The sequence below is a fragment of the Enterobacter sp. PL_is511 genome (genome assembly GCF_055816065.1).
Genome location: NZ_JBVPGP010000022.1, coordinates 21,979 through 47,144, shown reverse-complemented (window position 1 = coordinate 47,144; position 25,166 = coordinate 21,979). Strand labels below are relative to the sequence as shown.

Annotated in this window: 24 protein-coding genes and 1 other annotated feature; of the genes, 7 read left to right on the top strand and 17 right to left on the bottom strand. The window is 56.6% G+C overall.

Translation table 11 applies throughout. From position 1 onward, the window contains the following. Positions 1-44: 44 nt before the first annotated feature. Positions 45-998: a transaldolase gene (gene tal / locus AC0TN7_RS11300; protein ID WP_023334458.1), complete on the bottom strand. Its 954-nt coding sequence runs from the start codon at positions 996-998 to the stop codon at positions 45-47. Positions 999-1,260: 262 nt separating this feature from the next. Between tal and AC0TN7_RS11295 the strand changes: the two genes are divergently transcribed. After that, positions 1,261-2,691, top strand: a complete 1,431-nt coding sequence (locus AC0TN7_RS11295) for an amino acid carrier protein (RefSeq protein ID WP_061715987.1) — start codon at positions 1,261-1,263, stop codon at positions 2,689-2,691. 66 nt (positions 2,692-2,757) lie between these two features. Continuing rightward, on the top strand, positions 2,758-3,531 hold the full coding sequence (yaaA, locus tag AC0TN7_RS11290; RefSeq protein WP_061715988.1) for a peroxide stress protein YaaA: 774 nt from the start codon (positions 2,758-2,760) through the stop codon (positions 3,529-3,531). A 32-nt stretch (positions 3,532-3,563) separates the two neighbouring features. Here the strand turns inward: yaaA and AC0TN7_RS11285 are convergent, their stop codons facing one another. The 7 genes from AC0TN7_RS11285 to yjjY all read right to left on the bottom strand — a co-directional run bounded on the left by AC0TN7_RS11285 (position 3,564) and on the right by yjjY (position 10,382). Then, positions 3,564-3,866 carry a DUF2502 domain-containing protein gene (locus AC0TN7_RS11285; RefSeq protein WP_045327616.1) on the bottom strand — a complete coding sequence of 101 codons (303 nt, stop codon included), beginning with the start codon at positions 3,864-3,866 and terminating at the stop codon, positions 3,564-3,566. A 245-nt stretch (positions 3,867-4,111) separates the two neighbouring features. After that, positions 4,112-5,398: a threonine synthase gene (thrC, locus tag AC0TN7_RS11280; protein WP_024907414.1), complete on the bottom strand. Its 1,287-nt coding sequence runs from the start codon at positions 5,396-5,398 to the stop codon at positions 4,112-4,114. Positions 5,399-5,401: 3 nt separating this feature from the next. Beyond that, positions 5,402-6,331 carry a homoserine kinase gene (gene thrB / locus AC0TN7_RS11275; RefSeq protein ID WP_024907413.1) on the bottom strand — a complete coding sequence of 310 codons (930 nt, stop codon included), beginning with the start codon at positions 6,329-6,331 and terminating at the stop codon, positions 5,402-5,404. A gap of 1 nt (position 6,332) precedes the next feature. Further along, a complete protein-coding gene (gene thrA, locus AC0TN7_RS11270) occupies positions 6,333-8,795 on the bottom strand; it encodes a bifunctional aspartate kinase/homoserine dehydrogenase I (protein WP_248165966.1) in 2,463 nt (820 codons plus the stop codon). Positions 8,796-8,819: 24 nt separating this feature from the next. Beyond that, positions 8,820-8,937, bottom strand: a sequence feature (Thr leader region). Continuing rightward, entirely contained in the window at positions 8,876-8,944 is a 69-nt protein-coding gene (thrL, locus tag AC0TN7_RS11265; protein ID WP_015572623.1) for a thr operon leader peptide, read from the bottom strand. It overlaps the preceding feature by 62 nt. Before the next feature lie 211 nt (positions 8,945-9,155). Further along, positions 9,156-9,842, bottom strand: a complete 687-nt coding sequence (locus AC0TN7_RS11260; RefSeq protein WP_157188588.1) for a tRNA/rRNA methyltransferase — start codon at positions 9,840-9,842, stop codon at positions 9,156-9,158. Positions 9,843-10,241: 399 nt separating this feature from the next. Next, positions 10,242-10,382, bottom strand: coding sequence for a YjjY family protein (gene yjjY / locus AC0TN7_RS11255; RefSeq protein ID WP_085928893.1), 141 nt, complete (start codon positions 10,380-10,382; stop codon positions 10,242-10,244). A 95-nt stretch (positions 10,383-10,477) separates the two neighbouring features. Between yjjY and arcA the strand changes: the two genes are divergently transcribed. After that, complete coding sequence (arcA, locus tag AC0TN7_RS11250; protein ID WP_003856501.1) at positions 10,478-11,194, top strand: two-component system response regulator ArcA; 717 nt, start codon at positions 10,478-10,480, stop codon at positions 11,192-11,194. 45 nt (positions 11,195-11,239) lie between these two features. Here arcA and creD read toward each other — a convergent pair whose 3' ends face one another. The 4 genes from creD to creA are packed head-to-tail and all read right to left on the bottom strand — an operon-like array spanning position 11,240 to position 15,247. Beyond that, a complete protein-coding gene (gene creD / locus AC0TN7_RS11245) occupies positions 11,240-12,592 on the bottom strand; it encodes a cell envelope integrity protein CreD (protein ID WP_148769070.1) in 1,353 nt (450 codons plus the stop codon). A gap of 56 nt (positions 12,593-12,648) precedes the next feature. Continuing rightward, positions 12,649-14,073 carry a two-component system sensor histidine kinase CreC gene (gene creC / locus AC0TN7_RS11240; RefSeq protein ID WP_473702159.1) on the bottom strand — a complete coding sequence of 475 codons (1,425 nt, stop codon included), beginning with the start codon at positions 14,071-14,073 and terminating at the stop codon, positions 12,649-12,651. Next, on the bottom strand, positions 14,073-14,762 hold the full coding sequence (gene creB, locus AC0TN7_RS11235) for a two-component system response regulator CreB (RefSeq protein ID WP_024907408.1): 690 nt from the start codon (positions 14,760-14,762) through the stop codon (positions 14,073-14,075). The genes creC and creB overlap by 1 nt, the downstream gene beginning before the upstream one ends. A 14-nt stretch (positions 14,763-14,776) precedes the next feature. Beyond that, positions 14,777-15,247 (bottom strand): protein CreA, encoded by a 471-nt coding sequence (creA, locus tag AC0TN7_RS11230; RefSeq protein WP_024907407.1) that lies wholly within the window; start codon positions 15,245-15,247, stop codon positions 14,777-14,779. Between the two features lie 211 nt (positions 15,248-15,458). On the opposite strand from creA, the gene robA reads away from it, so the two are divergent. Then, a complete protein-coding gene (gene robA, locus AC0TN7_RS11225) occupies positions 15,459-16,328 on the top strand; it encodes an MDR efflux pump AcrAB transcriptional activator RobA (RefSeq protein WP_024907406.1) in 870 nt (289 codons plus the stop codon). Here the strand turns inward: robA and gpmB are convergent. Next, the gene (gene gpmB / locus AC0TN7_RS11220) at positions 16,325-16,972 is read right to left on the bottom strand and encodes a 2,3-diphosphoglycerate-dependent phosphoglycerate mutase GpmB (RefSeq protein WP_008502057.1); all 648 of its coding nucleotides are present in this window, start codon (positions 16,970-16,972) and stop codon (positions 16,325-16,327) included. The two genes, robA and gpmB, sit on opposite strands and share 4 nt — an antisense overlap. A gap of 50 nt (positions 16,973-17,022) precedes the next feature. Between gpmB and yjjX the strand changes: the two genes are divergently transcribed. Continuing rightward, the gene (gene yjjX / locus AC0TN7_RS11215; RefSeq protein WP_023334447.1) at positions 17,023-17,538 is read left to right on the top strand and encodes an inosine/xanthosine triphosphatase; all 516 of its coding nucleotides are present in this window, start codon (positions 17,023-17,025) and stop codon (positions 17,536-17,538) included. Here yjjX and trpR read toward each other — a convergent pair. Together trpR and sltY are read right to left on the bottom strand one after the other, a co-directional pair. Continuing rightward, on the bottom strand, positions 17,529-17,858 hold the full coding sequence (gene trpR / locus AC0TN7_RS11210; protein ID WP_024907404.1) for a trp operon repressor: 330 nt from the start codon (positions 17,856-17,858) through the stop codon (positions 17,529-17,531). The genes yjjX and trpR overlap by 10 nt on opposite strands. 55 nt (positions 17,859-17,913) lie before the next feature. Next, complete coding sequence (gene sltY, locus AC0TN7_RS11205) at positions 17,914-19,851, bottom strand: murein transglycosylase (RefSeq protein ID WP_473702158.1); 1,938 nt, start codon at positions 19,849-19,851, stop codon at positions 17,914-17,916. 227 nt (positions 19,852-20,078) lie between these two features. Here sltY and ettA point away from each other — a divergent pair, with 227 nt between their 5' ends. Next, positions 20,079-21,746: an energy-dependent translational throttle protein EttA gene (gene ettA, locus AC0TN7_RS11200; protein WP_003856515.1), complete on the top strand. Its 1,668-nt coding sequence runs from the start codon at positions 20,079-20,081 to the stop codon at positions 21,744-21,746. 91 nt (positions 21,747-21,837) lie between these two features. Here ettA and AC0TN7_RS11195 read toward each other — a convergent pair whose 3' ends face one another. After that, positions 21,838-22,737 carry a LysR family transcriptional regulator gene (locus AC0TN7_RS11195; RefSeq protein ID WP_090419139.1) on the bottom strand — a complete coding sequence of 300 codons (900 nt, stop codon included), beginning with the start codon at positions 22,735-22,737 and terminating at the stop codon, positions 21,838-21,840. A gap of 108 nt (positions 22,738-22,845) precedes the next feature. Between AC0TN7_RS11195 and AC0TN7_RS11190 the strand changes: the two genes are divergently transcribed. Beyond that, entirely contained in the window at positions 22,846-23,847 is a 1,002-nt protein-coding gene (locus AC0TN7_RS11190) for a zinc-binding alcohol dehydrogenase family protein (RefSeq protein ID WP_090419142.1), read from the top strand. A gap of 54 nt (positions 23,848-23,901) precedes the next feature. On the opposite strand, the gene nadR is transcribed toward AC0TN7_RS11190, so the two are convergent. After that, a complete protein-coding gene (nadR, locus tag AC0TN7_RS11185) occupies positions 23,902-25,134 on the bottom strand; it encodes a multifunctional transcriptional regulator/nicotinamide-nucleotide adenylyltransferase/ribosylnicotinamide kinase NadR (RefSeq protein ID WP_024907400.1) in 1,233 nt (410 codons plus the stop codon). Positions 25,135-25,166 lie beyond the last annotated feature (32 nt).

Below are 25,166 nucleotides of genomic sequence, written 5' to 3'. Positions count from 1 at the left end.
GCGGGGGTAAGACGCGTGACCGGAAGCCCGGTCACGCAGAATGATTACAGCAGGTCGCCGATCATTTTTTCCAGTTTGCCCTGGTCAACAGCAAACTTACGGATACCGTCCGCCAGTTTGTCTACCGCCATTGGATCCTGGTTGTGCTGCCACAGGAACTCGGATTCAGTGATGCGCTCTGGGCGTGCTTTCACTTCACCGGTGTAGGACAGTTTACGCTCCAGGGTACCTTCGCTTTCAGCCAGCTCTTTCAGCAGTGCAGGCGCGATGGTCAGGCGGTCACAGCCAGCCAGCTCGATGATTTCACCGACGTTACGGAAGCTTGCGCCCATAACCACGGTCTCATAGCCGTGCTGTTTGTAGTATTCGTAGATTTCAGTAACAGAAACCACGCCTGGATCTTCAGCCGGTGCGTACTCTTTCTTATCGGTGTTGGCTTTGTACCAGTCCAGAATACGGCCCACGAACGGAGAAATCAGGTATACGCCTGCTTCTGCACATGCACGCGCCTGAGCGAAGGAGAACAGCAGGGTCAGGTTACAGTTGATACCGTCTTTTTCCAGCTGCTCTGCCGCGCGAATACCCTGCCAGGTAGAAGCCAGTTTGATCAGGATACGGTCGTTGCTGATGCCCGCGTCGTTGTACATTTTGATCAGACGTTTCGCTTTGGCGATAGACGCTTCAGTGTCGTAGGAGAGACGCGCATCCACTTCGGTAGAGATACGGCCAGGAACCAGTTTCAGGATTTCCAGACCGATGTTCACTGCCAGTTTGTCGGTGGCATCCACAACCTGCTGCGCGCGGTCGTTGCTCTGTGCTTTCGCCCAGGTCACTGCGTCGTCAATCAGTTTGCGATACTCAGGGATCTGTGCGGCGTTAAGGATCAGAGAAGGGTTGGTTGTGGCATCCTGCGGCTGGTACAGCTTCATTGCCGCGATATCTCCGGTGTCAGCTACGACAGTGGTGAACTGACGAAGGGAGGTCAATTTATCCGTCATGATAGTGTTTCTCTTTTAACGTGCCCTGGATAATTCACGCTACCGACAGCATGCCTGCAGCGGAAAAATGACAGGTTTACTTGTTAGGGGGATGTAACCGGTCTGCCCTGATGATAACACGACGGAGGGGTAGCGCAACCGCAGACAGTGCGCTTAGGCAGAGTATGGTAAACTCGGAAGATTAACAGGCTGCTAAGCAACAGCATGCCCAATCAGTGGTAGCGCTTACATATTCACATTGGCATCAACAAGAGGGACGTTAATGCCTGATTTCTTTTTCTTTATTAACGAAGTCCTCTGGGGTTCGATAATGATTTACCTGCTTCTGGGAGCAGGTATTTGGTTTACGCTACGCAGTGGGTTTATCCAGTTTCGCTATATTCGCAAGTTTGGCAGAAGTCTGAAAAACAGCGTTACGCCCCAGCCGGGTGGATTAACGTCGTTCCAGGCGCTCTGTACCAGCCTGGCGGCACGTCTCGGCAGCGGCAATCTGGCGGGCGTTGCGCTGGCCATCAGCGCCGGTGGGCCAGGCGCGGTCTTCTGGATGTGGGTGACGGCGCTTCTCGGAATGGCCACCTCCTTTGCCGAAAGTTCGCTTGCACAACTCTATAAAGAGAAAGATAAACACGGCCAGTTTCGCGGTGGTCCTGCCTGGTACATGGCGCGTGGCCTGGGGATGCGCTGGATGGGCGTCCTGTTCTCGGTTTTTTTGCTGCTCGCGTACGGCCTCATTTTTAATACCGTCCAGGCAAATTCTGTCGCCAATGCCCTGAGCTACGCCTTCTCCTGCCCGGAGTGGGTCGCCGGTATTGCTTTAGCCCTTGTCGTTCTGCTCACCATTTCTGCCGGTCTTAAGGGCATCGCCCGCCTGATGCAGTGGCTGGTGCCCATTATGGCGCTGCTCTGGGTTGCCGCGAGCCTGTTCGTTGCCGCACTGCATCTCGACCAGGTGCCGGGCGTGATTGCGACCATCGTCAAAAGCGCCTTTGGCTGGCGCGAAGTGGCCTCCGGGGCGCTGGGCTACACCTTCAGCCAGGCGCTGATGGCGGGCTTTCAGCGAGGCATGTTCTCCAATGAAGCCGGTATGGGGTCAACCCCCAACGCGGCCGCCGCCGCCTCTTCCTGGCCGCCGCACCCGGCCGCACAAGGCATTGTGCAGATGATTGGCGTCTTTACCGATACCATTATCATCTGTTCCGCCAGCGCCATGATTTTGCTGCTGGCAGGCCCCGTCCCACATTCCTCAGGAACCGCCGGGATACAGCTTCTCCAGCAGGCGCTGGTGAACCTGACCGGCGGCTGGGGTGCAGGGTTTGTCTCGCTCATCCTGATCTTGTTTGCCTTCAGCTCAATAGTGGTGAATTACCTCTACGCCGAAAATAACCTTATTTTCCTGAAGCTCGACTCCCGCGCTGCAATCGGAACCCTGCGTCTCGGAGTCGTCCTGATGGTGATAGCAGGCTCCCTGCTCAGTATGCCGCTGGTCTGGCAGCTGGCCGATATCATTATGGCGCTGATGGCGATCACTAACCTCACGGCAATCCTGCTGCTCTCGCCCGTGGTGACCCTGATTGCCAGAGACTATCTTCGTCAGCGCAAACTGGGTGTTCCGCCGGTATTTGATCCCGCCCGCTATCCCGATATTAAGGCGCAGCTTGCCCCCGGCACGTGGGATGATTTGCCGCGGCAATAACAGCTATCGATCAATTCGGGGCGATTTTTTGCTAAAGTCGCTCTAAATTTCCTGCAAGGACTGGATATGCTGATTCTGATTTCACCTGCAAAAACGCTCGACTACCAGAGCCCACTCGCCACCGAGCGCTATACTCAGCCTGAACTGCTGGACTACTCGCAACAGCTGATCCGCGAAGCGCGCAAGCTCTCTGCACCGCAAATCGCCTCGCTGATGAGCATCAGCGACAAGCTGGCCGATCTGAACGCGACCCGCTTTCACGAGTGGCACCCGGATTTCACCCCCTCTAACGCTCGCCAGGCGATTCTGGCGTTTAAAGGCGATGTCTATACCGGCCTGCAGGCGGAAGATTTTAGCGAAGCCGATTTCGATTTTGCCCAGCAGCATCTGCGCATGCTGTCGGGTCTGTACGGCGTACTGCGCCCGCTGGATCTGATGCAGCCCTATCGTCTGGAGATGGGGATTCGTCTGGAGAATGCCAAAGGCAAAGATCTGTACCATTTCTGGGGCGATATCATCACCGATAAGCTGAACGCGGCACTGCGCGCTCAGGGCGATAACGTGGTGATTAACCTGGCATCCGATGAATACTACAAGTCGGTGAAGCCGAAAAAGCTGGACGCGGAGATTATCAAACCGGTGTTCCTCGACGAGAAGAACGGTAAGTTCAAGGTGATCAGCTTCTACGCCAAGAAAGCGCGTGGCCTGATGAGCCGCTACATCATCCAGAACCGTCTGACGAAGCCGGAGCAGTTGACCGCCTTCAACAGCGAAGGCTATTTCTTTGACGAGGCGTCGTCAGGGAAAGGCGAGCTGGTGTTTAAGCGCCACGAGCAGTAAAAACAAACCCCGCCAGCTGGCGGGGTTTTGCATTAATGGTGTTTCCAGTCAGGGCCGCGATCGTCGCGGTGGTCATCGTGGTGATGGTCGTCATGGCGATCGTCATGTTTACGATGCTCATCATGCGGACGCCAGTGGTTATCACGCCAGTCATAATGCGCCTTCCACCAGTCGTGGTCGCGCCAGCGGCCGCCGTCCCAGTAGTGCCCGTTATTATCCTGGTCGCCAATCTGCAGTTTGACCGCAGGCACAAGGGTGATTTCGGATGCCTGTACCGCCATGGGAGCGACCAGCATCAGTGAAAGCGCAATCAGCACAGGTTTCAGTGTAGACATCGGTGACTCCTTATTATCTTTGCCCAACGTGGGCCGATGTAAGGAGAGTACGCGAGGGGAACGGGGGATGTTATTCTCTGCAATCCTAAACGCTAAGTGACCGCATTTATTGGGAATTTCTGCTTTTTCCCTGCTATTTTTCTCCTTAATTTCTTCACAAAAAAGCCGGGTGGCGGCTTCGCCTTACCCGGCCTACTTTCTGAGCCGTTGTAGGTCGGGTAAGGCGTAGCCGCACCCGACAAAAATTATGCTCGGGTCATCATCAGCTTACGCAGCGCGGCAAAGTCTGCCGGCAGCTCATGTGACAGCAGCGGCAGATCGGCACGCTCGGCCAGCTCTTTCGGCAGCGGCAGCGTTTCGCCCAGGATCGCTTCCACGCTCTCTTTAAACTTAGCCGGATGCGCGGTGCCCAGGAACAGGCCATATTCACCCGGGTTAAGCTGGTCGCGCAGCGCGCGGTAAGCAATCGCCGCATGCGGTTCAGAGGTATACCCCACCGCCTTCAGCTCGCGCATGGTCGCTTTGGTGGTTTCATCCGTCACCGCGGCGTAGCCCAGATCGCCCAGACGCCAGATCTTACGGCGGAACAGCTCTTCCACGCGCGGCCAGTTGTTCGGCTGGCTCACGTCCATGGCGTTAGAGAGCGTTGCCTGCGTGGCGTTCGGCGCCCACTTCCCGTCTTTCAGGAAGCGCGGCACGGTGTCGTTAGCGTTGGTGGCGGCGATAAAGCGTTTCACCGGCAGCCCCAGGGATTTCGCCAGCAGGCCAGCCGTCAGGTCACCAAAGTTACCGCTCGGCACGGAGATCACCAGCTGGTTACGCGCTTCCTGCGGCAGCTGCGCCACCGCTTCGAAGTAGTAGCAGATCTGCGCCAGCAGACGGCTGATGTTGATAGAGTTGGCAGAGTTCAGACCCAGAGCCACCTTCAGCTCTTCGTCGTCGAAGGCCTGCTTGACCAGCGCCTGACAGGCATCGAAATCACCGTCAATTGCCACGGTTTCAATGTTGCCGCCGAGCGTACAGAACAGTTTTTCCTGCAGCGGGCTGATTTTGCCTTTCGGATAGAGGATCACCACGCGGACGTTTTTCAGGCCGTAGAACGCGTGCGCCACCGCCGCACCGGTATCCCCGGAGGTCGCGGTCAGGATGGTCACCGGCTTGTCGCCGCTGATGTGGGTCAGCATCTGCGCCATAAAGCGGCCGCCGAAGTCTTTGAACGCCAGGGTCGGGCCGTGGAACAGCTCCAGGCAGCCAACGTCAGGCTCCACCTGCTTCACCGGTGCCGGGAAAGCGAACGCCGCACGCACGCGCTCTTCCAGCAGCTCCTGCGGGATTTCGTCGCCGATAAACGCCGAAAGAATTTTAGTGCTGCGGGTGACAAAGTCCTGCTTCAACAGTTCGTCGATGTCGGTCAGGTGGAATTCCGGCAGGTCATGCGGGAAGAACAGCCCTTGGTTTTTGCCCAGTCCCTGAGTGACCGCCTGCGCGAAGCTGACCTGCTCGTTATGATCTTTAAGGTTATAGAGTTTCATTGATTATCCCAGTACTCGTGCGCCAGCCGTGTCCAGACGGCAAATATGAACAAAGCCTTCCTGATTTTGCAGGTAGTGTTTAGAGAGCCAGTCCGCCACGCGCTGCGCGGTATCAGGCTTGTCGCACAGGGCGAACAGCGTCGGCCCGGAGCCGGAGATGCCGCACGCCTGCGCGCCGATATCCATCGATGCCTGTCGCGCCTCGTTAAAGCCGGGCAGCAGCTTCGTGCGGTACGGCTCGGCAATGACGTCCTTCATCAGTTTGGCCGCCAGCTGCGGCTGGCGGGTGTAGCAGGCGTGGATAAAGCCCGCCAGATGACGCCCGTGGGCAATACAGTCCTGACGACGATACTGCGCGGGCAGGATCGCACGCGCTTCCGCGGTTGAAACCTTGATACCCGGATAGGCCAGCACCCACAGCCACTCATCAAACCCTGGCACCTGCTGGCTGATGATGCCATTTTCTTCGATCATCAGCTGCATGCCGCCGAGGAAGCACGGCGCCACGTTGTCATAGTGAATGCTGCCGGAGATGCGCCCTTCCAGCTCGCCCATCAGCCCCAGCAGGCGGTTGTTGTTCAGCGGCTTGCCGCAGTGCTCGTTCATCGCCACCAGCGCGGCGACCACCGAGCAGGCGCTGGAGCCCAGGCCCGAGCCGATCGGCATACTTTTTTCCAGCGTCATGGCGACCGGCACGTTTTTGCCGATCTCCTGACAGAAGCGTTCCCAGCACTGATAGACGATATTTTCGCGCGGCTCAGACGGCAGTTTGCAGGCGTTGCGGCCCACGTTGTTCAGGCTGAAGCTGTCTGCCGCTTCCACCGTAACCGTATCGCCCAGCAGCGAACCATCCACCGGCGTCACCGCCGCACCCAGCACGTCAAATCCGACGCTCATATTCGCGCTGGAAGCCGGGGCATAAACTTTGACCATGTTAAACTCCTAACTTCCATGACAGGGTACGCAGCAGATCGGCAAACACACCCGCCGCCGTAACATCGTTCCCTGCGCCATAGCCGCGAAGCACCAGCGGCAGTGGCTGATAATAGTGGCTGTAAAACGCGAGGGCGTTTTCGCCGTTTTTGACTTTGTACAGCGGGTCGTTGCCATCCACTTCGGCAATCTTCACCCGGCACACGCCATCTTCTTCAATGTTGCCAACATAGCGCAATACCTTACCTTCATCACGGGCTTTTGCAACGCGCGCGGCAAACGCGTCGTCAAGCTGCGGCAAACTGGCCATAAAGGCAGCGACATCACCGCTGCTGTCAAATTCTGCCGGCAGGACAGGCTCAATCACGATATCCGAAAGCTCAAGCTCGCGGCCCGTTTCGCGGGCGAGGATCAGCAGCTTGCGCGCCACGTCCATACCGGAAAGGTCATCACGCGGATCCGGCTCGGTATAGCCCAGCTCGCGCGCGGCGCGGGTGGCTTCCGAGAGGCTCATCCCCTCATCCAGCTTGCCGAAGATAAACGACAGCGAGCCGGAGAGAATACCGGAGAAACGCTGCAGTTCGTCGCCCGCGTTAAGCAGGTTCTGCAGGTTCTCGATAACCGGCAGGCCTGCCCCAACGTTGGTGTCGTACAGGAACTTGCGACGCGACTTGCTCGCCGCCAGACGCAGCTGGTGATAGTAATCCATCGACGAGGTGTTGGCCTTTTTGTTCGGCGTCACCACGTGGAAACCTTCGCGCAGGAAGTCCGCGTACTGATCGGCCACCGCCTGGTTCGAGGTACAGTCGACGATGACCGGGTTAAGCAGGTGATACTCTTTTACCAGACGGATCAGGCGGCCCAGGTTGAACGGCTCTTTCGCCTCCTTCATCTCGGCCTGCCAGTTTTCCAGGTTCAGGCCGTGGACGTTGGTCAGCAGCGCTTTGGAATTCGCGATCCCGCAGACGCGCAGGTCGATGTGTTTCTTCTTCAGCCATTCCTGCTGACGCTTAACCTGCTCCAGCAGCGCGCCGCCGACGCCGCCGACGCCAATCAGGAACAGCTCGATAACCTGGTCGGTATTGAACAGCATCTGGTGAACCACGCGTACGCCGGTGGTCGCGTCATCGTTGTCCACGACAACAGAAATTGAACGCTCAGACGAGCCCTGGGCAATCGCCACGATATTGATATTGGCGCGCGCCAGTGCGGCAAAGAACTTGGCGGAGATACCGCGCAGGGTACGCATACCGTCGCCCACCACGGAGATGATCGCCAGACGCTCCTGAATGGAGAGCGGCTCCAGCAGCTCTTCTTTCAGCTCCAGGTAGAACTCTTCCTCCAGCGCGCGACGGGCGCGCAGGCAGTCGGCCTGCGGCACGCAGAAGCTGATGCTGTATTCGGAAGAGGACTGGGTGATCAGCACAACAGAGATACCGTTGCGGGACATGGCAGCAAACACGCGCGCCGCCATGCCGACCATCCCTTTCATCCCCGGACCGGAGACGCTGAACATCGCCATGTTGTTGAGGTTGGAGATGCCTTTCACCGGCAGACCGTCCTCATCGGTGCTCGCGCCAATCAGCGTACCCGGCGCCTGCGGGTTACCGGTATTTTTAATCAGGCAAGGGATCTGGAACTGGGCAATCGGGGAGATGGTACGCGGGTGAAGCACTTTGGCGCCGAAGTAGGAAAGCTCCATTGCTTCCTGGTACGACATCGACTTCAGCAGCCTGGCGTCCGGTACCTGGCGAGGGTCGCAGGTATAAACGCCGTCGACGTCAGTCCAGATCTCACAACAGTCCGCGCGTAAACAGGCGGCCAGCACGGCGGCGGAATAGTCGGAGCCGTTACGGCCCAGCACCACCAGCTCGCCCTTCTCATTACCGGCGGTGAAGCCAGCCATCAGGATCATATGGTCAGCGGGAATTTTGCTGGCGGCGATACGGCGGGTTGATTCGGCAATATCAACGGTGGATTCGAGGTAGTGGCCCACCGCCAGCAGTTTTTCAACGGGATCGATCACGGTCACGCTATGGCCACGCGCTTCCAGCACGCCGGCCATGATGGCGATAGAAAGTTTTTCACCGCGACAAATCAGCGCCGCGTTGATGCTGTCCGGACACTGGCCGAGAAGACTGATGCCGTGCAGGACGTGTTTGATTTGCGCAAATTCCTGCTCAACAAAAGACTTCAGCTGAGCGTGCGGGAAGCCAGGCAGCGCCTCTGCCAGCCCTTGCAGCAGGTCAGCGAAGATACGCTCTGCGTCGCTGATGTTCGGGAGTGCATCCTGGCCACCGATGGTTTTTTCAATCATCGCCACCAGATGGTTCGTGATTTTTGCCGGGGCAGAGAGCACGGTCGCAACCTGCCCCTGCCTGGCGTTGCTTTCCAGGATATCGGCAACACGCAGAAAACGTTCTGCATTTGCCACTGATGTACCGCCGAACTTCAACACTCGCATGGTTCTACCTCGTTTCCTTTAGCCGAAAAAAAAGCCCGCACTGTCTAGGTGCGGGCTTTTTTTTGTTTTTCCTGTACGCGTCAGCCCGCATCGTTACCTGTGGTAATGATGATGGTTGTGGTAATGGTGGTGATGCTGATGCGTTTCATGGATGTTGTGTACTCTGTCATTATTATCTGTCTGTGCTGTATTCTTTTAGGGTTAAAGGATCGGGCACCTTAAGTCAACGAATTTTTAATTTGATCACAATTCGGGAGACTCTCACGTCCCGCTGCCGTCGGATTTATTTTCATCCGAATACCCCAAAAGCAACCCTTAGCATCAGATGATTACACCATAATAAAAATGTATGACAGCACTTTACTCGGCCAATTTTTTTTCAATATCGTGCAGCAAACGGTGCAGCATTGCCGTGTCGCGTTGCTCAAGACGGCCCAAACGCTGCTGTAACCAGTCGACCATTTTTTGATCGTCAGCCACACCCAGCTGCATGAGCAGGTTTCCCACGCGCGCGCGAAGTGCAGCCAGCTGGTTTTCATCGGTACCTGTAACAGGCGACTGCGGAATTTGTATTAAGGATGCTAATTGATAGCAATAGACCATCACCGCCTGGCCTAAATTGAGAGAAGGGTAATCTGCAACCATCGGCGCGCCTGTCAGCACATCCGCCAGTTCCAGCTCTTCATTGGTCAGCCCAGAATCTTCACGCCCAAACACCAGCGCCGCTTTCTCCAGCCACTGGCTTTTCTCGCTCAGCATCGGCACCAGCTCCGCTGGCGTGGCATAGTAGTGAAACTTCGCCCGGCTGCGCGCCGTGGTTGCGACGGTAAACGAAATATCATGCAGCGCGTCGGCAAGCGTAGCGTAAGTGGTTATATTATCTAGAATATCCCCCGATCCGTGCGCCACCCAACGGGCGGCTGGCTCCAGGTGCGCCGTGCTGTCCACGATACGCAAATCGGTAAAACCCATGGTCTTCATAGCACGCGCCGCTGCGCCTATATTTTCTGCTCTGGCTGGGGCAACCAGTACAATCGACAGATGCATTTATGCTCTCTTTTTAATCAGTTAGCCGGTAAAAATGTGATGCACTTCAACATATTACGCAGCGCGAATTTACAAAATTGCAACACAAATCACCGAAATAGCGTTTCATAACAAATTAAAAACGCTAAACTATTCTGTGTCTGAACAATCAGTTAGAATGTTAACAGAACACTATTATCCTTATGTTTTATAATGATAATAGCAACATGAATACCCTATTCTGATTGGATTCGCTTCGTTTATAAATCAATGTCCGCAACTAGTTGGTTTATTGAAAAATTGTGACAAAGGCTAGCATTCGGCTACGATGATTTCATCAAACTGTTAACGTGCTACAATTGAACTTGATATATGTCAACGAAGCGTAGTTTTATTGGGTGTCTGGTGTCACTTAGCCTGTTATGTTGCTGTTAAAATGGTTAGGATGACAGCCGTTTTTGACACTGTCGGGTCCAAAGGGAAAGTACCCAAGACCAAGCTAATGATGTTGTTGACGTTGATGGAAAGTGCATCAAGAACGCAATTACGTACTTTAGTCACGTTAAGCCGATCATGTTAATTTGCGACATGCATCAGGCAGGTCAGGGACTTTTGTACTTCCTGTTTCGATTTAGTTGGCAATTTAGGTAGCAAACATGCAGACCCCGCACATTCTTATCGTTGAAGACGAGTTGGTAACACGCAACACGTTAAAGAGCATTTTCGAAGCAGAAGGCTACGATGTCTTTGAAGCGACCGATGGCGCAGAGATGCATCAGATCCTTTCTGAAAATGATATCAACCTGGTGATCATGGATATTAACCTGCCGGGCAAAAACGGTCTTCTACTGGCGCGCGAACTGCGCGAGCAGGCGAACGTCGCGTTAATGTTCCTGACGGGCCGTGATAACGAAGTTGATAAAATTCTTGGCCTGGAAATCGGTGCGGATGACTACATCACCAAGCCGTTCAATCCTCGCGAGTTAACCATTCGTGCACGCAACCTGCTGTCCCGCACCATGAACCTGGGTACGGTCAGCGAAGAGCGTCGTAGCGTAGATAGCTACAAATTCAACGGCTGGGAACTTGATATCAATAGCCGTTCACTGATTAGCCCGAACGGTGAGCAGTATAAACTGCCGCGCAGTGAATTCCGCGCGATGCTGCACTTCTGCGAAAACCCGGGCAAAATTCAGTCCCGTGCAGAGCTGCTGAAGAAAATGACCGGCCGTGAGCTGAAACCGCACGACCGTACCGTAGACGTGACCATCCGTCGTATTCGTAAGCACTTCGAATCTACGCCAGATACGCCGGAAATCATCGCCACGATCCACGGCGAAGGGTACCGTTTCTGCGGTGACCTGCAGGAATAATCCCGCAGTTAACGCATTAAAAAACGGCGCATTTGCGCCGTTTTTTTATTTCCAGATCCGCATCGTGTCGTTATCAGGCTCTGCGGGTGGCTCAGGTCGCTTCGGCTGAGAGAGCGAGTACCAGTCGAAATGTCGAGTCAGGTACATCACGGCGAACAGCGCCAGCGCGAGAACCGCTGACCCCAACAGCAGCGCGCTGTCCTCCGAGCGCAGCAGGAACCACATCACGACATCCAGCCCGAGCAGTGCTAGTACAAACAGCCCACTGCGTTTCCAGCTTTTCAGCACGGCCTGCAGGTACATTCCGTTCATCGCTGCGCCCACCAGGCTTGCAACAACCCAGGCTGGCGTAAACCCGACGTGTTCAGACAGCGCCAGCAGCACCAGATAGAACAGGACCAGCGACAGCCCCACCAGCAGATACTGCATCGGGTGAAGGCGTAATCCGGTTAAGGTTTCGAAGACAAAGAAGGCCATAAACGTCAGCGCAATCAGCAAAATAGCGTACTTGATCGCACGGTCAGTCAGCTGATACTGATCGGCGGGCGTGGCTACCGTGACGCTAAAGGCCGGGAGCGCCTCCCACTCCGGCGACTCCTTGTCGTAGAACCAGCTCTCAAGGTTATTTGCAAACCAGCTGCTCTGCCAGTTCGCCTGGAAACCAGACTCGCCAATCTGATGCTTAACAGGGAGATAATCGCCCATAAAACCCGGATGCGGCCAGTTGCTGGTGAGCGTCATTTCGCTATTACGCCCTACCGGTACCACCGCAAAACTGCCGGTTCCCGCCAGACTGAGGGACATCTCAAGCGTAAACGTTTTGGCTTCCAGCGCTTTGTCGGTCAGCGGGATGTGGATCCCCGCAAGCGCCCCGTAGACGCCTGAACCGGGTTCCACGCTTAGCGTCTCACCATTGATTTTAGAGATACTGACCGTGCCAATGCCCCGCGCGTCGCCAACGCCCGTCACGATAAACGGCTGCCCTGTCGCGATCGTTTCCCCTTTCAGCTGCTTCAGCTCGTCGGTATTAAACTGCGCTTTGATCTTCAGGTCAGTGTTCCAGATTTGCCCGTCATAGATGCCAATACTTCGGGACTCCACGCGCTGGTTACCTTCCACTACCAGAGATTCCGGCAGAATGAAGTGCATATAGCTTTTCTTGTACTCGACCTTCTTCTCGTCCTCTATCTTGTAAAAGATCTCCGTCATCGGAATCGCAATCATCGGACCGACCAGCTTTTGCGGTCCGCTGGTACTCTGGCGAAGCGTATTTTCGACATCGTTGCGGTAGCTCTCCCGCTCTGATATCAGGTTACTGACCATAAAAAGCGGGACTAACAGCAGCAGGATGCACCCCAGCAGGGTGCTGACTTTCCAGAACAGGGGGGATTTCATCATTACGTCTCCTTTGTGATGAGGAGAGCGTAACCAGGCTGTGTGGGGTCAGTTTGAAGTTATGTGAAGGGACGGTGAAGTGTCAGCGTGGCCATCACGCCGCCTTCATCACGATTACGCAATGTAATCTCTCCCTGATGCAGACGCGCCACCTCCTGAACAAACGCCAGACCGAGCCCGCTGCTCTTCAACCCGTTCTCGCGCGGCAGGGAATAAAAACGCTCAAAAATACGCTCCAGCGCGTAATCCGGGATCCCGCTTCCGCTGTCGGTGACGAAAAGCTGTATCTGCCCGTGCTCCTCCCGGGCCGCCAGTTCAATGGCACCGCCCTGCGGGGTAAAATCGATAGCGTTATCCAGCAAATTGCCGAGCGCCTGCTCGAGCAGGTCGGGATCGCCTTCAACATGAAGCGAAGCGGGCTGGAGGGTCAGCGTAATCTCTTTTGCCGCCAGCACCGCCGAGCGCGCATCGGCAAGCCGCGTAAACAGCAGATCGACGCGGACGGTCTGATGTGTAATCTCGACCCGATTTTCAAGCCGCGCCTGAGTGAGCAGTTTTTCAACCAGCGACTGCATACGCGCGTTTTGCACCAGAATATTATCGATAAACCGCGCGGCCACCTGCGGCGGTGGCTGCTCGGAGAGAATTTCTGCCGCGCCGCGTATGGCGGCGATGGGGCTTTTCAGCTCGTGGGTCAGCGCATGGACATAGCGTTCAATGTAGTTTTTCCCTTCAAGGCGAATGCGCATATTCTCCAGCGCCTGGGCCAGCTTGTGCAGTTCGCTGCTGCCAGGATTAGGCAGCGGGAGAGGCGTATCCGTGGTCACCGAGTCGGCATAGCGCGATAACGTACCGATAGATCGATTGATCCACCATGCCACAACGAGGCCAATCAGCAGGGCAATGCCGAGCAGCGCCCCGCCAGCCCACAGGATCCTTCGCTCGCTGCGGTGAATCACCGGCGCCATCGCGCTGTTCGGTTTCCCCACCGACAGCACGCCGATAATCTTGCCCTGATCCACAACCGGCGCGGCAACATACATCACCGTGCTCTCCGGATCGTCGGGATGGCTCTGGGTACTGCGCGCGCCGTATTCGCCGCGAAGCGTCAGCCAGACATCGTTCCAGCGCGAGTAATCTTGCCCCACGGCCAGACCGGCGGAATCAAACACGACGCGGCCCTGCGCATCGGTCATGTAGACGTGATACTCGTTACGCACTTTATGGATCCCGCCGATATTGGCGCGGAAGGGGCGCTGATGAAGCTGGGAAAAGGCCTGTGCCAGCTTGCCCTGCTGCGCATGACCCGAAAGCAAATCATCACGTCCGATTTCGGCCAACAGGGTCGCGGTATCGATTAACGTGCCCTCGGTTGCCCTACGCACGCCGGGCTTTACTTCCTGAACAAAGATCGACAGCACAAACCACGCGGCGATGGCCACGATCAGGAAGTATCCCAGCAATAGCCGCATCCCAATGCGCATCAGTAAAGGCCCAGACTGTAGCCCATACCGCGATGGGTGCTGATGGGTGACAGTTCTTCGTTCACCGCACGCAGCTTGGCGCGCAGGGTTTTGATGTGGGTGTCCACGGTACGATCGAAGCTGTCGCCGTCTTCACCCCATACCTTGTCCATGAGCTGCTGACGCGAAAAGACCCGCCCGGGTGCCTGTAACAAGGTTTTGAGCAGCAAGAATTCGTAGCGGGTCAGGGGCAGTGCTTCCCCGCACCAGCTGATCCGCGCGGCAGGTTCGTTCAGTTCAAACTGCCCGATACGCAACGTTTCTGACGGTGCGGCGGATTTTTGCATGCGCCTCAAAATCGTCCGCACCCGGGCGCAGACTTCACGAGGGGAGAAAGGTTTCGCAACGTAGTCATCAGCGCCCATTTCCAGACCAAGCAGCTTGTCTACCTCATCACTGCGCGCCGTCAGAAACAGCACGGGCAGTGAGGGATGCTGCGCCAGTAGCTGGCGACAAAGCTCAAATCCACTGATGTCCGGCAGCCCGACGTCCAGAATGGCAAGCGCCGGAACCTGCCGCCGAGCCTCCTCCAGCACGGGTAAACCGCGTTCAAACGCCTTTACCGCGAATCCTTCCTGCTGAAGCATGTAGATCAGCGTATCGGCGATACTGGTTTCGTCTTCAACCAGCCAGACCACAGGTTGTTGCATGATTCGTCCCTGAATTACTGCCAAGGCATAATTGGCACCGCGCTGATCGCGTTTTTCGGTGAGCCTTCCACCACTTTATCGGAATAGGCGAGGTAAGCCAGCGTATTGCGTTTGGCATCATAAAAACGCACCACCTGCAGCTTTTTAAACACCAGCGAGGTCCGTTTCTGGAATACCACGTCGCCCTGCGCTTTGCCGTTTTTAATTTTATCGCTTAGCTCAACCGGCCCCACCTGCTGACACGAAATCGCCGCATCGGAGGTGTCTTCCGCCAGTCCCAGCCCGCCTTTGATACCGCCCGTTTTCGCGCGGCTGACGTAGCAGGTGACGTTTTTCACGTCCGGATCGTCAAACGCCTCCACCACGATTTTGTGGTCCGGGCCAAACATTTTGAACACGGTATCGACGGAGCCAATCTGCTCAGCCTGCGCCGCGCGCCCGACCATCAGCATCAACGCGGTGAAGATCAAAGTCTTGTATTTCATATTGTTACCATTCTTTAAAATTACATTGAGCAATTATTCAACACTTTAGATAAAAATGTAGCAAGATCACAGGATTAGAATATATCTGCCTGTAATGTGCTCTAAAAAGCATGAATGCGCAAAAAAAACACTGAATGCTAAAACATCAAAAAATGCTATTATCCGCTAACCTGTTATCAGGCACCTGCTGTTTTAAGGATGAGGATAGTATATGGATCAGGCTGGAATTATTCGCGACCTGCTCACCTGGCTGGAAGGTCATCTCGACCAGCCTTTGTCACTGGATAATGTGGCGGCTAAAGCAGGCTATTCCAAGTGGCATCTGCAAAGGATGTTCAAGGATGTCACCGGTCATGCTATCGGGGCCTATATTCGCGCGCGTCGTTTATCAAAATCTGCTGTGGCACTGCGCCTGACGGCGCGGCCGATTCTGGATATTGCCCTGCAATATCGTTTCGATTCGCAGCAGACCTTCACCCGCGCCTTTAAAAAACAGTTCTCGTTGACGCCAGCGCTTTATCGTCGCTCGCCTGACTGGAGCTCGTTTGGCATGCGTCCGCCGCTGCGTCTGGGCGAATTCGCGATGCCGAAATATGAAATTATTACCCTGCCGGAAACCCATCTGATCGGCACAACGCAGAGCTACTCCTGTTCACTGGAGCAGATTTCCGAGTTCCGTCATCAGATGCGCGTCCAGTTCTGGCGCGACTTCCTGAGCCACGCGCCGGCGATCCCGCCAATTCTGTATGGTCTCAACGAAACGCACCCGAGCCAGGAAAAAGACGACGAGCAGGAGGTGTTCTACACCACCGCGCTGACGCCGGATATGGCCAATGGCTACATTCAGGGTTCGAAGCCTGTCGTGCTGGAAGGCGGTGAATACGTGATGTTCGCCTATGAAGGGCTGGGAACGGGAGTTCAGGAGTTCATCCTGACCGTTTACGGAACCTGCATGCCGATGCTGAATCTGAATCGCCGTAAAGGTCAGGACATTGAGCGCTACTACCCGGCGCAGGATGCCAAACCGGAAGAAGGCCCAATCAATCTGCGTATGGAATTCTTGATTCCGATACGCCGTTAACGCTGCAGTTCGTCAAGCGCAGGGGCATCGAGATGCGAAATGTCCCCTGCCATCTCCACTACCCAACCTGACGCCAGCCACGCGCTTTCCTGATAATCAATCCGGGAAATGGAGCAGTTGCGCAGACGCAGGCGGCGCTCGGCGTAAGCCGGTAACCCCAGAATGGTGCTCACCAGGCAACCCAACGCAATCCCGTGACTCACCAGCAGCGGACGGCTTCCTGCCGGGAGCTTCAGGCATTCCGCCAGTGCGGCATGCATACGTACGCTGAGCTCCTGCATGGATTCGCCCTCAGGAATACGGCCATCTTCGGTACCGTTCACCAGCGTGCGGCGCCAGCCCTCTTCCGTTTCCGTCAGCGTATCGATATGGCGTTTTTCCAGCACGCCCATATCCAGCTCGCGCAGGCGCGGCTCAAGCATGACGTCACAGCCGCAAGCGTCCGCGATGATGCGCGCCGTCTGCTGTGTGCGACCTAAATCGCTGGTAATCACGTGGGTTATGCCCAGCGTTCTGGCGCGTTCCGCCACCTGCCACGCTTGCTGCACACCCTTCTCAGTGAGAGGACTGTCTGACTGGCCTTGAATACGTCGCTCGGCGTTCCACTGCGTTTCACCGTGGCGAACAAGGTATACCTGTAACATGCTTTTTTTCCGTTATACTGCGATGAGTTTTTTTTGAATCGAGCTTAATTATGCACCATGTTGTCTCTGCTACCACTAATCCTGCCAAAATTCAGGCAATTCTAAGGGCATTTGACGAGATCTTCGGCGCAGGATCCTGCCATATTGAGGCCATCGGCGTCGAGAGTGGCGTGCCTGAACAGCCGTTTGGCAGCGAGGAAACGCGCGCTGGCGCACGAAATCGCGTGGCAAACGCTAAGGCCGCGGCACCGAATGCAGACTTTTGGGTGGCGATTGAAGCCGGTATCGACGAAGGCGCAACTTTTAGCTGGGTGGTGATCGAAAGCCGTGAACAGCGCGGTGAAGCGCGTTCGGCCACCCTGCCGCTGCCGGAGATCATTCTGGAAAAAGTCCGTGCGGGTGAAGCGCTCGGGCCGGTGATGTCGCAGTACACCGGCATCGATGAGATTGGTCGTAAAGAAGGGGCGATTGGCGTCTTCACCGCAGGCGCGCTGACGCGTTCAGGCGTTTACCACCAGGCGGTGATCCTGGCGTTAAGCCCGTTCCATAACGCGATTTATCGCTGATCGCTTAATAAGACTGACTCGAGCCACTGGCGCAGCTCAACCGGCGCCGACTTCAGGCTGTTCGAGCCGCGGGTGATCGTTGCAATGCCCGCGCCGAGCTCATTCTTCAGCTCGCGCTGGCTCATCTCGCCGCGCAGCAGCTCTTCAATGATCCGCACGCGCGTGCCCAGCGCCTCGCGCTCGTCCGGCGTGAGCATCAGCTGCATCAGGGGTAAATGCAGATCCTGTTCGTAAGACTGGCGAAGCAGCTCCACAAAACGAAGCCACTCCTGATGACGTTGTTCGGCCATTGCCGAGGAATACGGGGAATGCTGGGTCATGTTATGCTGCCTCTTGTACTCATTAGCGAGTACAGCATAACACAACCCACGCCGATCAGTAACGTCTCTGCCACTCGGCATCGCTCATCAGGGTATCTTTCTGCCCCATGAAGTAGCGATAGTAGGCGTCATAGGCCAGCACGTTCTTCACGTAGCCGCGCGTTTCCGAGAACGGGATGCTCTCGACAAACGCCACGGCGTCGATGCGCCCGGCGCTGTTGCCGAGCCAGGTGCGCACGCGTCCAGGCCCCGCGTTATAAGCCGCCGACGAGAAGATGCGGTTATTGCCGAACTGCTGGTACACATACTGCAGGTAGCTGGTACCGATGTTGATGTTGGTATCCGGATCGAGAAGCTGTGACGGGCTGCTGTACCCAGGGATATTAAACATCTTCACCGTGTGCGTCGCCGTGCCCGGCATAATCTGCATCAGGCCGCTGGCGCCCACCGGGGAACGGACTTTCGGGTTCCATGCGCTCTCCTGACGGGCAATCGCCATCGCGTAGCTTTGCGGGATATCTTTGCCGCTGGTATAGCGATCGAAGAGATCTTTGTACGCCAGCGGGAAACGCTCTTCCAGATGATCCCAGAGCTTGCCGGCGATCGTCGCCTGCACGCTGAGATCCCACCAGTGATTATCAAACGCATAGCGGGCAAGCTGGGCTTTTTCGTCGGTGGTGCGGCTGGTCACCAGATTCGCCCACTCGCTGCGCGCGGTGTTATCCATATTCCAGTACATCAGCTCGCGAACGCGCGCCATTTCTGGCCCCTGCGTCAGCGCCGGGTTCGCGTTAGCGGGCGCTTTATCAATGCGGAAGGTGTACTCCTCGCCCAGGCGCTGCGCGGCCGCCATCGGGTAGAACCCGCGCTGCTGCATCAGCGTATGGAGGATATCTTTAGCTTCATCATCACGACCGCGCTCCAACAGCAGATCGGCCTGCCAGTAGCGCCATTCGTCTTTCTCTTTAGCCTCCATTGGCAACCGCGCGAGCCAGGTATTCAGCCCACGGTGATCGCCCGTGCCCAGCGCCATCCGCACGCGGCGTTCCACCAGCGACGTGGAGTTCGAACGCATAATGGCATCGTCACGCCAGCGCGCCTGTTCATCGGTCACATCGGTGCCCATCAGTCGCCACGCCACGATGTCGCGCAGCTCCTGGGTTTGCTCCTCATTAAGCTGCTGCGCCTGCACCAGCTGCGGGATCATCAGCCGCGCGTTTTCCACGTCGTCACGCGCCACGCTGGCAAAGGCCACCGCTGCCATCTGGCGGGTAAAATCGGTCGCGCCCGTAGTGCGGGCAAAGGTCAGCACGCTGTTCGGATCGTTAGCCAGCGAGATAACCGCGGTGGAGATCGTCTGGTAATCGGACGGCATCTGCCCCGCCAGCGTGGTCACCAGACGCGTGTTACCGGCTTTCATCGCCAGACGGATGCGCTCAAGGTAGGACAGCGGATCCTGCTTGCCGGAAGCGCGCCATGCGCCAAACAGGGAATCACAGGCGTTCGGCTGGTTTTTCCCGGTCAGCCAGAGCTCTTTCGCCCCGGCCCAGGCCTCTTCCTGCTGGCCGGTCGCCCATTTCGCGTAGTAGTAGTTACACTGGGCTTCGGTGGCGTTCGGCTTTTCAGGACTAAACGCCAGCAGTCCACGCCAGTCTTCGCGACGCGCCAGCTCATTCACAAAACGAGACTGGAGATTTCGGGCTGGCGGCAGGGTCGGGTTCGCCTGAATGAAGTTATTCACGGTGACGGTAGGCTGGTTCATCAGATCGTCCGTGATCTGGCGATACTCCAGATACGGATACAGCGGATAATCCTTTAGCGTCGGCATCAGCGCCTGCACGGTATCCATCTGCTTGTTGTCCCACGCCTGTTTAATCTGGGCGTAGCGACTACGTTGTTCATCCAGTGAATCGGCATGCACCGCCTGGCTTACCGCCATTACGCATACGCTGGCAGCCAGCAGACGCCAGACCACCCGTTTGGCTTTTTCCACAAGCTCTTCCTCATTGTTTTTTCGTCAATTGCAGCGTCTTGCCACGTCAAAGTCTAATTAACTTATGCTAACCAGGCATCCTTCAACGCGCCACGTCATGGACACTTTTTTACCTTTCTTGCGCGTTTTAACACTCCCGACGTTCCTGGCTGGGATTAGGCCGTGAAAAAGGCTACACTTCGAGGCTGAAATTCCTTCTCATTACGATAAAAGAGGCGAAGTCCAACGTGGCTCAATTCGTTTATACCATGCATCGTGTCGGCAAAGTTGTCCCGCCGAAACGTCATATTCTTAAAAATATCTCGCTGAGCTTCTTCCCGGGCGCAAAAATCGGTGTTCTGGGTCTCAACGGTGCCGGTAAGTCCACCCTGCTGCGCATCATGGCCGGCATTGATACAGACATCGAAGGTGAAGCCCGTCCGCAGCCTGGCATCAAGATCGGCTACCTGCCGCAGGAACCTCAGCTGAATCCGGAACACACCGTGCGTGAGTCCGTTGAAGAAGCGGTTTCCGAAGTGGTTAACGCCCTGAAAGGTCTGGATGAAGTGTATGCCAAATACGCCGAACCGGATGCGGACTTCGACAAGCTGGCCGCGCAGCAGGGCAAGTATGAAGAGATTATCCAGGCGCACGACGGTCACAACCTGAACGTGCAGCTGGAGCGCGCGGCTGATGCCCTGCGTCTGCCGGACTGGGATGCGAAAATCGCGAACCTTTCCGGTGGTGAACGCCGCCGCGTGGCGCTGTGCCGCCTGCTGCTGGAAAAACCAGACATGCTGCTGCTCGACGAACCAACTAACCACCTGGATGCGGAATCCGTGGCGTGGCTGGAGCGCTTCCTGCACGACTTCGAAGGCACCGTTGTGGCGATTACCCACGACCGTTACTTCCTCGACAACGTCGCCGGCTGGATCCTGGAGCTGGACCGCGGTGAAGGTATTCCGTGGGAAGGCAACTACTCCTCCTGGCTGGAGCAGAAAGATCAGCGTCTGGCTCAGGAAGCGTCTCAGGAAGCGGCCCGTCGTAAGTCTATCGAGAAAGAGCTGGAGTGGGTGCGTCAGGGCGCGAAAGGCCGTCAGTCTAAGGGCAAAGCCCGTCTGGCGCGCTTCGAAGAGCTGAACAACACCGAATACCAGAAACGTAACGAAACCAACGAACTGTTTATTCCACCTGGAGCACGTCTGGGAGATAAAGTGGTTGAAGTGACCAACCTGCGTAAGTCTTACGGCGACCGTGTGCTGATCGACGACCTGACCTTCTCCGTTCCGAAAGGCGCTATCGTCGGCATCATCGGTCCGAACGGCGCGGGTAAATCAACCCTGTTCCGCATGATGTCCGGTCAGGAACAGCCTGATAGCGGCTCAATCACCCTGGGTGAAACCGTGAAGCTGGCCTCCGTTGACCAGTTCCGTGACGCGATGGATAACAGCAAAACCGTGTGGGAAGAAGTCTCCGGCGGTCTGGATATCATGCGTATCGGCAACACCGAGATGCCAAGCCGCGCCTACGTTGGTCGCTTTAACTTTAAAGGCACCGATCAGGGCAAACGCGTGGGCGAGCTGTCCGGCGGTGAGCGCGGTCGTCTGCACCTGGCGAAGCTGCTGCAGGTGGGCGGTAACGTTCTGCTGCTCGATGAACCAACCAACGACCTGGATATCGAAACCCTGCGCGCGCTGGAAAACGCCCTGCTGGAGTTCCCGGGCTGCGCGATGGTTATCTCGCACGACCGCTGGTTCCTGGACCGTATCGCGACCCACATCCTGGACTACCAGGACGAAGGTAAAGTGGAGTTCTTCGAAGGTAACTTCACCGAATACGAAGAGTACAAGAAACGCACGCTGGGCGCCGACGCGCTGGAGCCGAAGCGTATTAAGTACAAGCGTATTGCGAAATAAAAGCAAAACGGCAACTTCGGTTGCCGTTTTTTATGTTTGTACCCTCTCCCCGTGGGAGAGGGCCAGGGTGAGGGCATCAGGCCGCACAAAATCACCCACCCACGTAATACCGCTTCACCTCATCAAACTGCATTGCAAAGTCGATATAGCTCATCAGCGCGGGTGAGTTGAGCTTACGGCTCGGATAGGCCAGCCACAGGTCGTTTCCTTCAACGTTCCACTCCGGCAGTACCTGCACCAGCGCCCCTTTCTCGACCTTATCTTCCAGCAAAAAAGCCGGAAGGAGCGTAATCCCCGTACCGGCAATCGCACATTCGCGGGCGTATACCAGGTTATCGGTCATGTGCGCGTTATCCGGCAGGTAGCGGTAATCCTCGCTCTCGCTTCGCAGAAGCCACTCTGACCACGCCCGATGCGTAATGCTGCGGTGCTCCACAAGCTGACGGGGATGCGTCAGCGGCGCCCGGCGCGCCAGATAGTCCGGCGAAGCCAGCATGTAGCGCGGGCAGTGCCCGATCATGCGGCCAATCAGGGAGGAGTCCTGCGGCTTGCCGGTACGCAGCGCCACGTCAAACCCGGCCTCGACCAGGTCCACCACGTCATCAGAGATCGACACGTCCAGCGAAACCTCAGGATAGCGAAGCTGGAACTCGGCATTCATATGTGCCAGCAGCGTCGCCCCAATCCCAGCCGGACAGGTGATGCGCAGCCGCCCGCTCGGGTTTTCGCGCAGGCGCTGAATGGCGTACTCCGCCCGCTCGCTGGCTGCCAGCATTTCGCGGCAGTGCACCAGATAGTGCTCGCCCGCAAACGTGAGGCTGATCCTGCGCGTGGTGCGGTTGAGCAGGCGGATACCCACCTGCTGCTCCAGCTGGCTAATTCGCTGGCTGACGCTGGATTTCGGCAGTTCCGCCTTCTGCGCCGCCGCGGTAAAGCTGCCCATCTCCGCCACCAGCGCGAAAAGCGCCATATCCTGCAGCTGCTTAAACATGATTGTTCATCCTGTACGAACGCTGAGTTCTTGATTGTCCATCTTATCATGCAGCTGGCCACTTAATAGACTAGCCTCAACAAAACGCATGCCATTGAGGAGCACACCATGTCAGTGAAAGCCATTGCCGTTAACCCTGAAAATCCCTCTACCTTCATTGAAATCACCCCGCCGATGCCGCAGCCCGGCGAGCACGATCTGCTGGTGGAGGTGAAGGCCGTCTCCGTTAACCCGGTCGATACCAAAGTCCACGCGGGCATTGCCAGGAACGGGCTGAACGCGCCGCGCATTCTCGGGTGGGATGCCAGCGGGATCGTCAAAGCCGTTGGGACGGGCGTGACCGGATTCAAGCCGGGAGATGAAGTGTGGTACGCGGGCGACATCACCCGTCCGGGCAGCAACACCACACACCAGCTGATCGATGCGCGCATTGTCGGGCATAAACCGGCAAGCCTCGGCTGGGCGGCTGCCGCTGCGCTACCGTTGACCGCACTCACCGCGTGGGAAGGCCTGTTTGAACGGCTGAACACTCAGGATGCCGGTACGGACAAAACCCTGCTGATCATCGGCGGTGCGGGCGGGGTGGGATCGCTGGCGATCCCGTTCGCGAAGCACAACAGCAAGGTGAAAATCATCGCAACCGCGTCGCGCGAAGATTCAGCCCAGTGGTGCCGCGATCGCGGTGCAGATGTGGTGGTGAACTACCGCGATCTGAAAGGCGAACTGGCGAAACACGGGCTGACCTTTGTGGATTATATTTTCATCCTCAACGATACCGACGGGCACTGGGATGCGGTCAGCGACCTGATTGCGCCTCAGGGGCATATCTGTTCTATCGTCGAGAATGAACGTCCGCTGAACCAGGACAAGCTGAAGTCGAAATCCGCCGCGCTGCACTGGGAATTTATGTACACCCGCAGCATGTACCAGACCACTGATATGGCGCGTCAGGGTGAGATCCTCAATGAGGTGGCGAAGCTGGTGGATAACGGCGTGGTGGAAAGCTCGCTGAGTGAAACGCTGCACGGGCTGAGCGTGGAAAGCATTACCGAGGCGCACCGTAAGGTGCTGGACGGGCATATGCGCGGGAAAGTGGTGATTGAGTATTGAGTGGCCTGATGCCCTCACCCCGGCCCTCTCCCACAGGGAGAGGGAGGTTAACGCTTACCCCTGCTCTCCCATCATCTCCTTCACCAGCTCGACGCAGCGCAGGAAACGGGAGTCGTAGTCCGACTCTTCCACGTGCACAAACTCAACGTTGTTTTCATTGAGCATCTCCACCAGCATGGACTGGAACTCCCGCCGGTCCACGGAGCTGCCGAGGCTGCGCATGCCGTCAGCGACCCACGGGGTGTTGTTCTCCAGCAGGATCACCAGGTCAAAGCGGTATTCGTCAATCAGCGCCTGCACGAACGGGTGCTCGCGCCCTTCGTATTTTTTACAGAACGCCTGGGTGGTGACGAAATCGGTATCGATAAACGCCACCTTGTTGGCGTATTTCACCGCGAAATCAATGTACTGGGCATGACCGAGCGCGATTTTATCGTAGTCGGAATACTGCAGCGCCATCTCATCACCGCCCAGATGGGAGAAGACATAGTCGCGTCCGTACTCCCACGCGCTGGTGGTATTGAAGATGTTCGCCAGCTTGTTGACCAGCGTTGATTTCCCGCTCGACTCGCCGCCCAGGATCGCGACGGTGCGCACAAAGAACGGCTTCACCTCGGTCGGAATGTAATCCCAGTAGCGGAACGGGTTTTCGCGGATCTGCGCCCCACTGATGTTCATGAAGGTGCGCTTCGGATCGATCAGCACCGTCTCGATGCCCAAATGCTCGCGGAACTGCGGCGCATCGGACTCTTCAGAGGTGTAGATCCAGTTCGGCGCAATGCCCTTCTCTTCCATAAACGCTTTGATGCCGTTGCTCCACACGTCCCAGCCGTGCGGGTACGGCTCCATACCCTCTTCGTTAAAGGCATGAATACGAATATTTTTCTGATACTTGAAGGTCTGAAGCAGCCAGCGCAGGCGGTCCGGCACGGTCGGCTGCTGCGACATGGCGCTCTCTTCAAACAGCTGACGGTCGCGGGTTTCGTCATAGCCCATGATGATGTGCAGCTCGTCTACCTGACTACAGGCGCGCTGGATCAGATAGATATGCCCGGTATGCAGCGGGTAAAACTTGCCGAACACCACGCCGATGTTCTTTTGCATACGCGGGAATTCCAGCCCCAGAAAGCGGTGTAGCGCTTCGAGCTTCTGCGCGCTGGGGCTTTTGATTTTGGCGTTCAGCAGTTGGCTCAGGTAGCCTTTGGTCATGCCGCTGGCGTCTGCCACCTGCTGCAGCGTGCAGCCCTTCTGGCGGATAGCGGTCTTGATGTAGTCAAATGATGACATAAATTACGGTGCCTCCTGCAAAATCGAATACG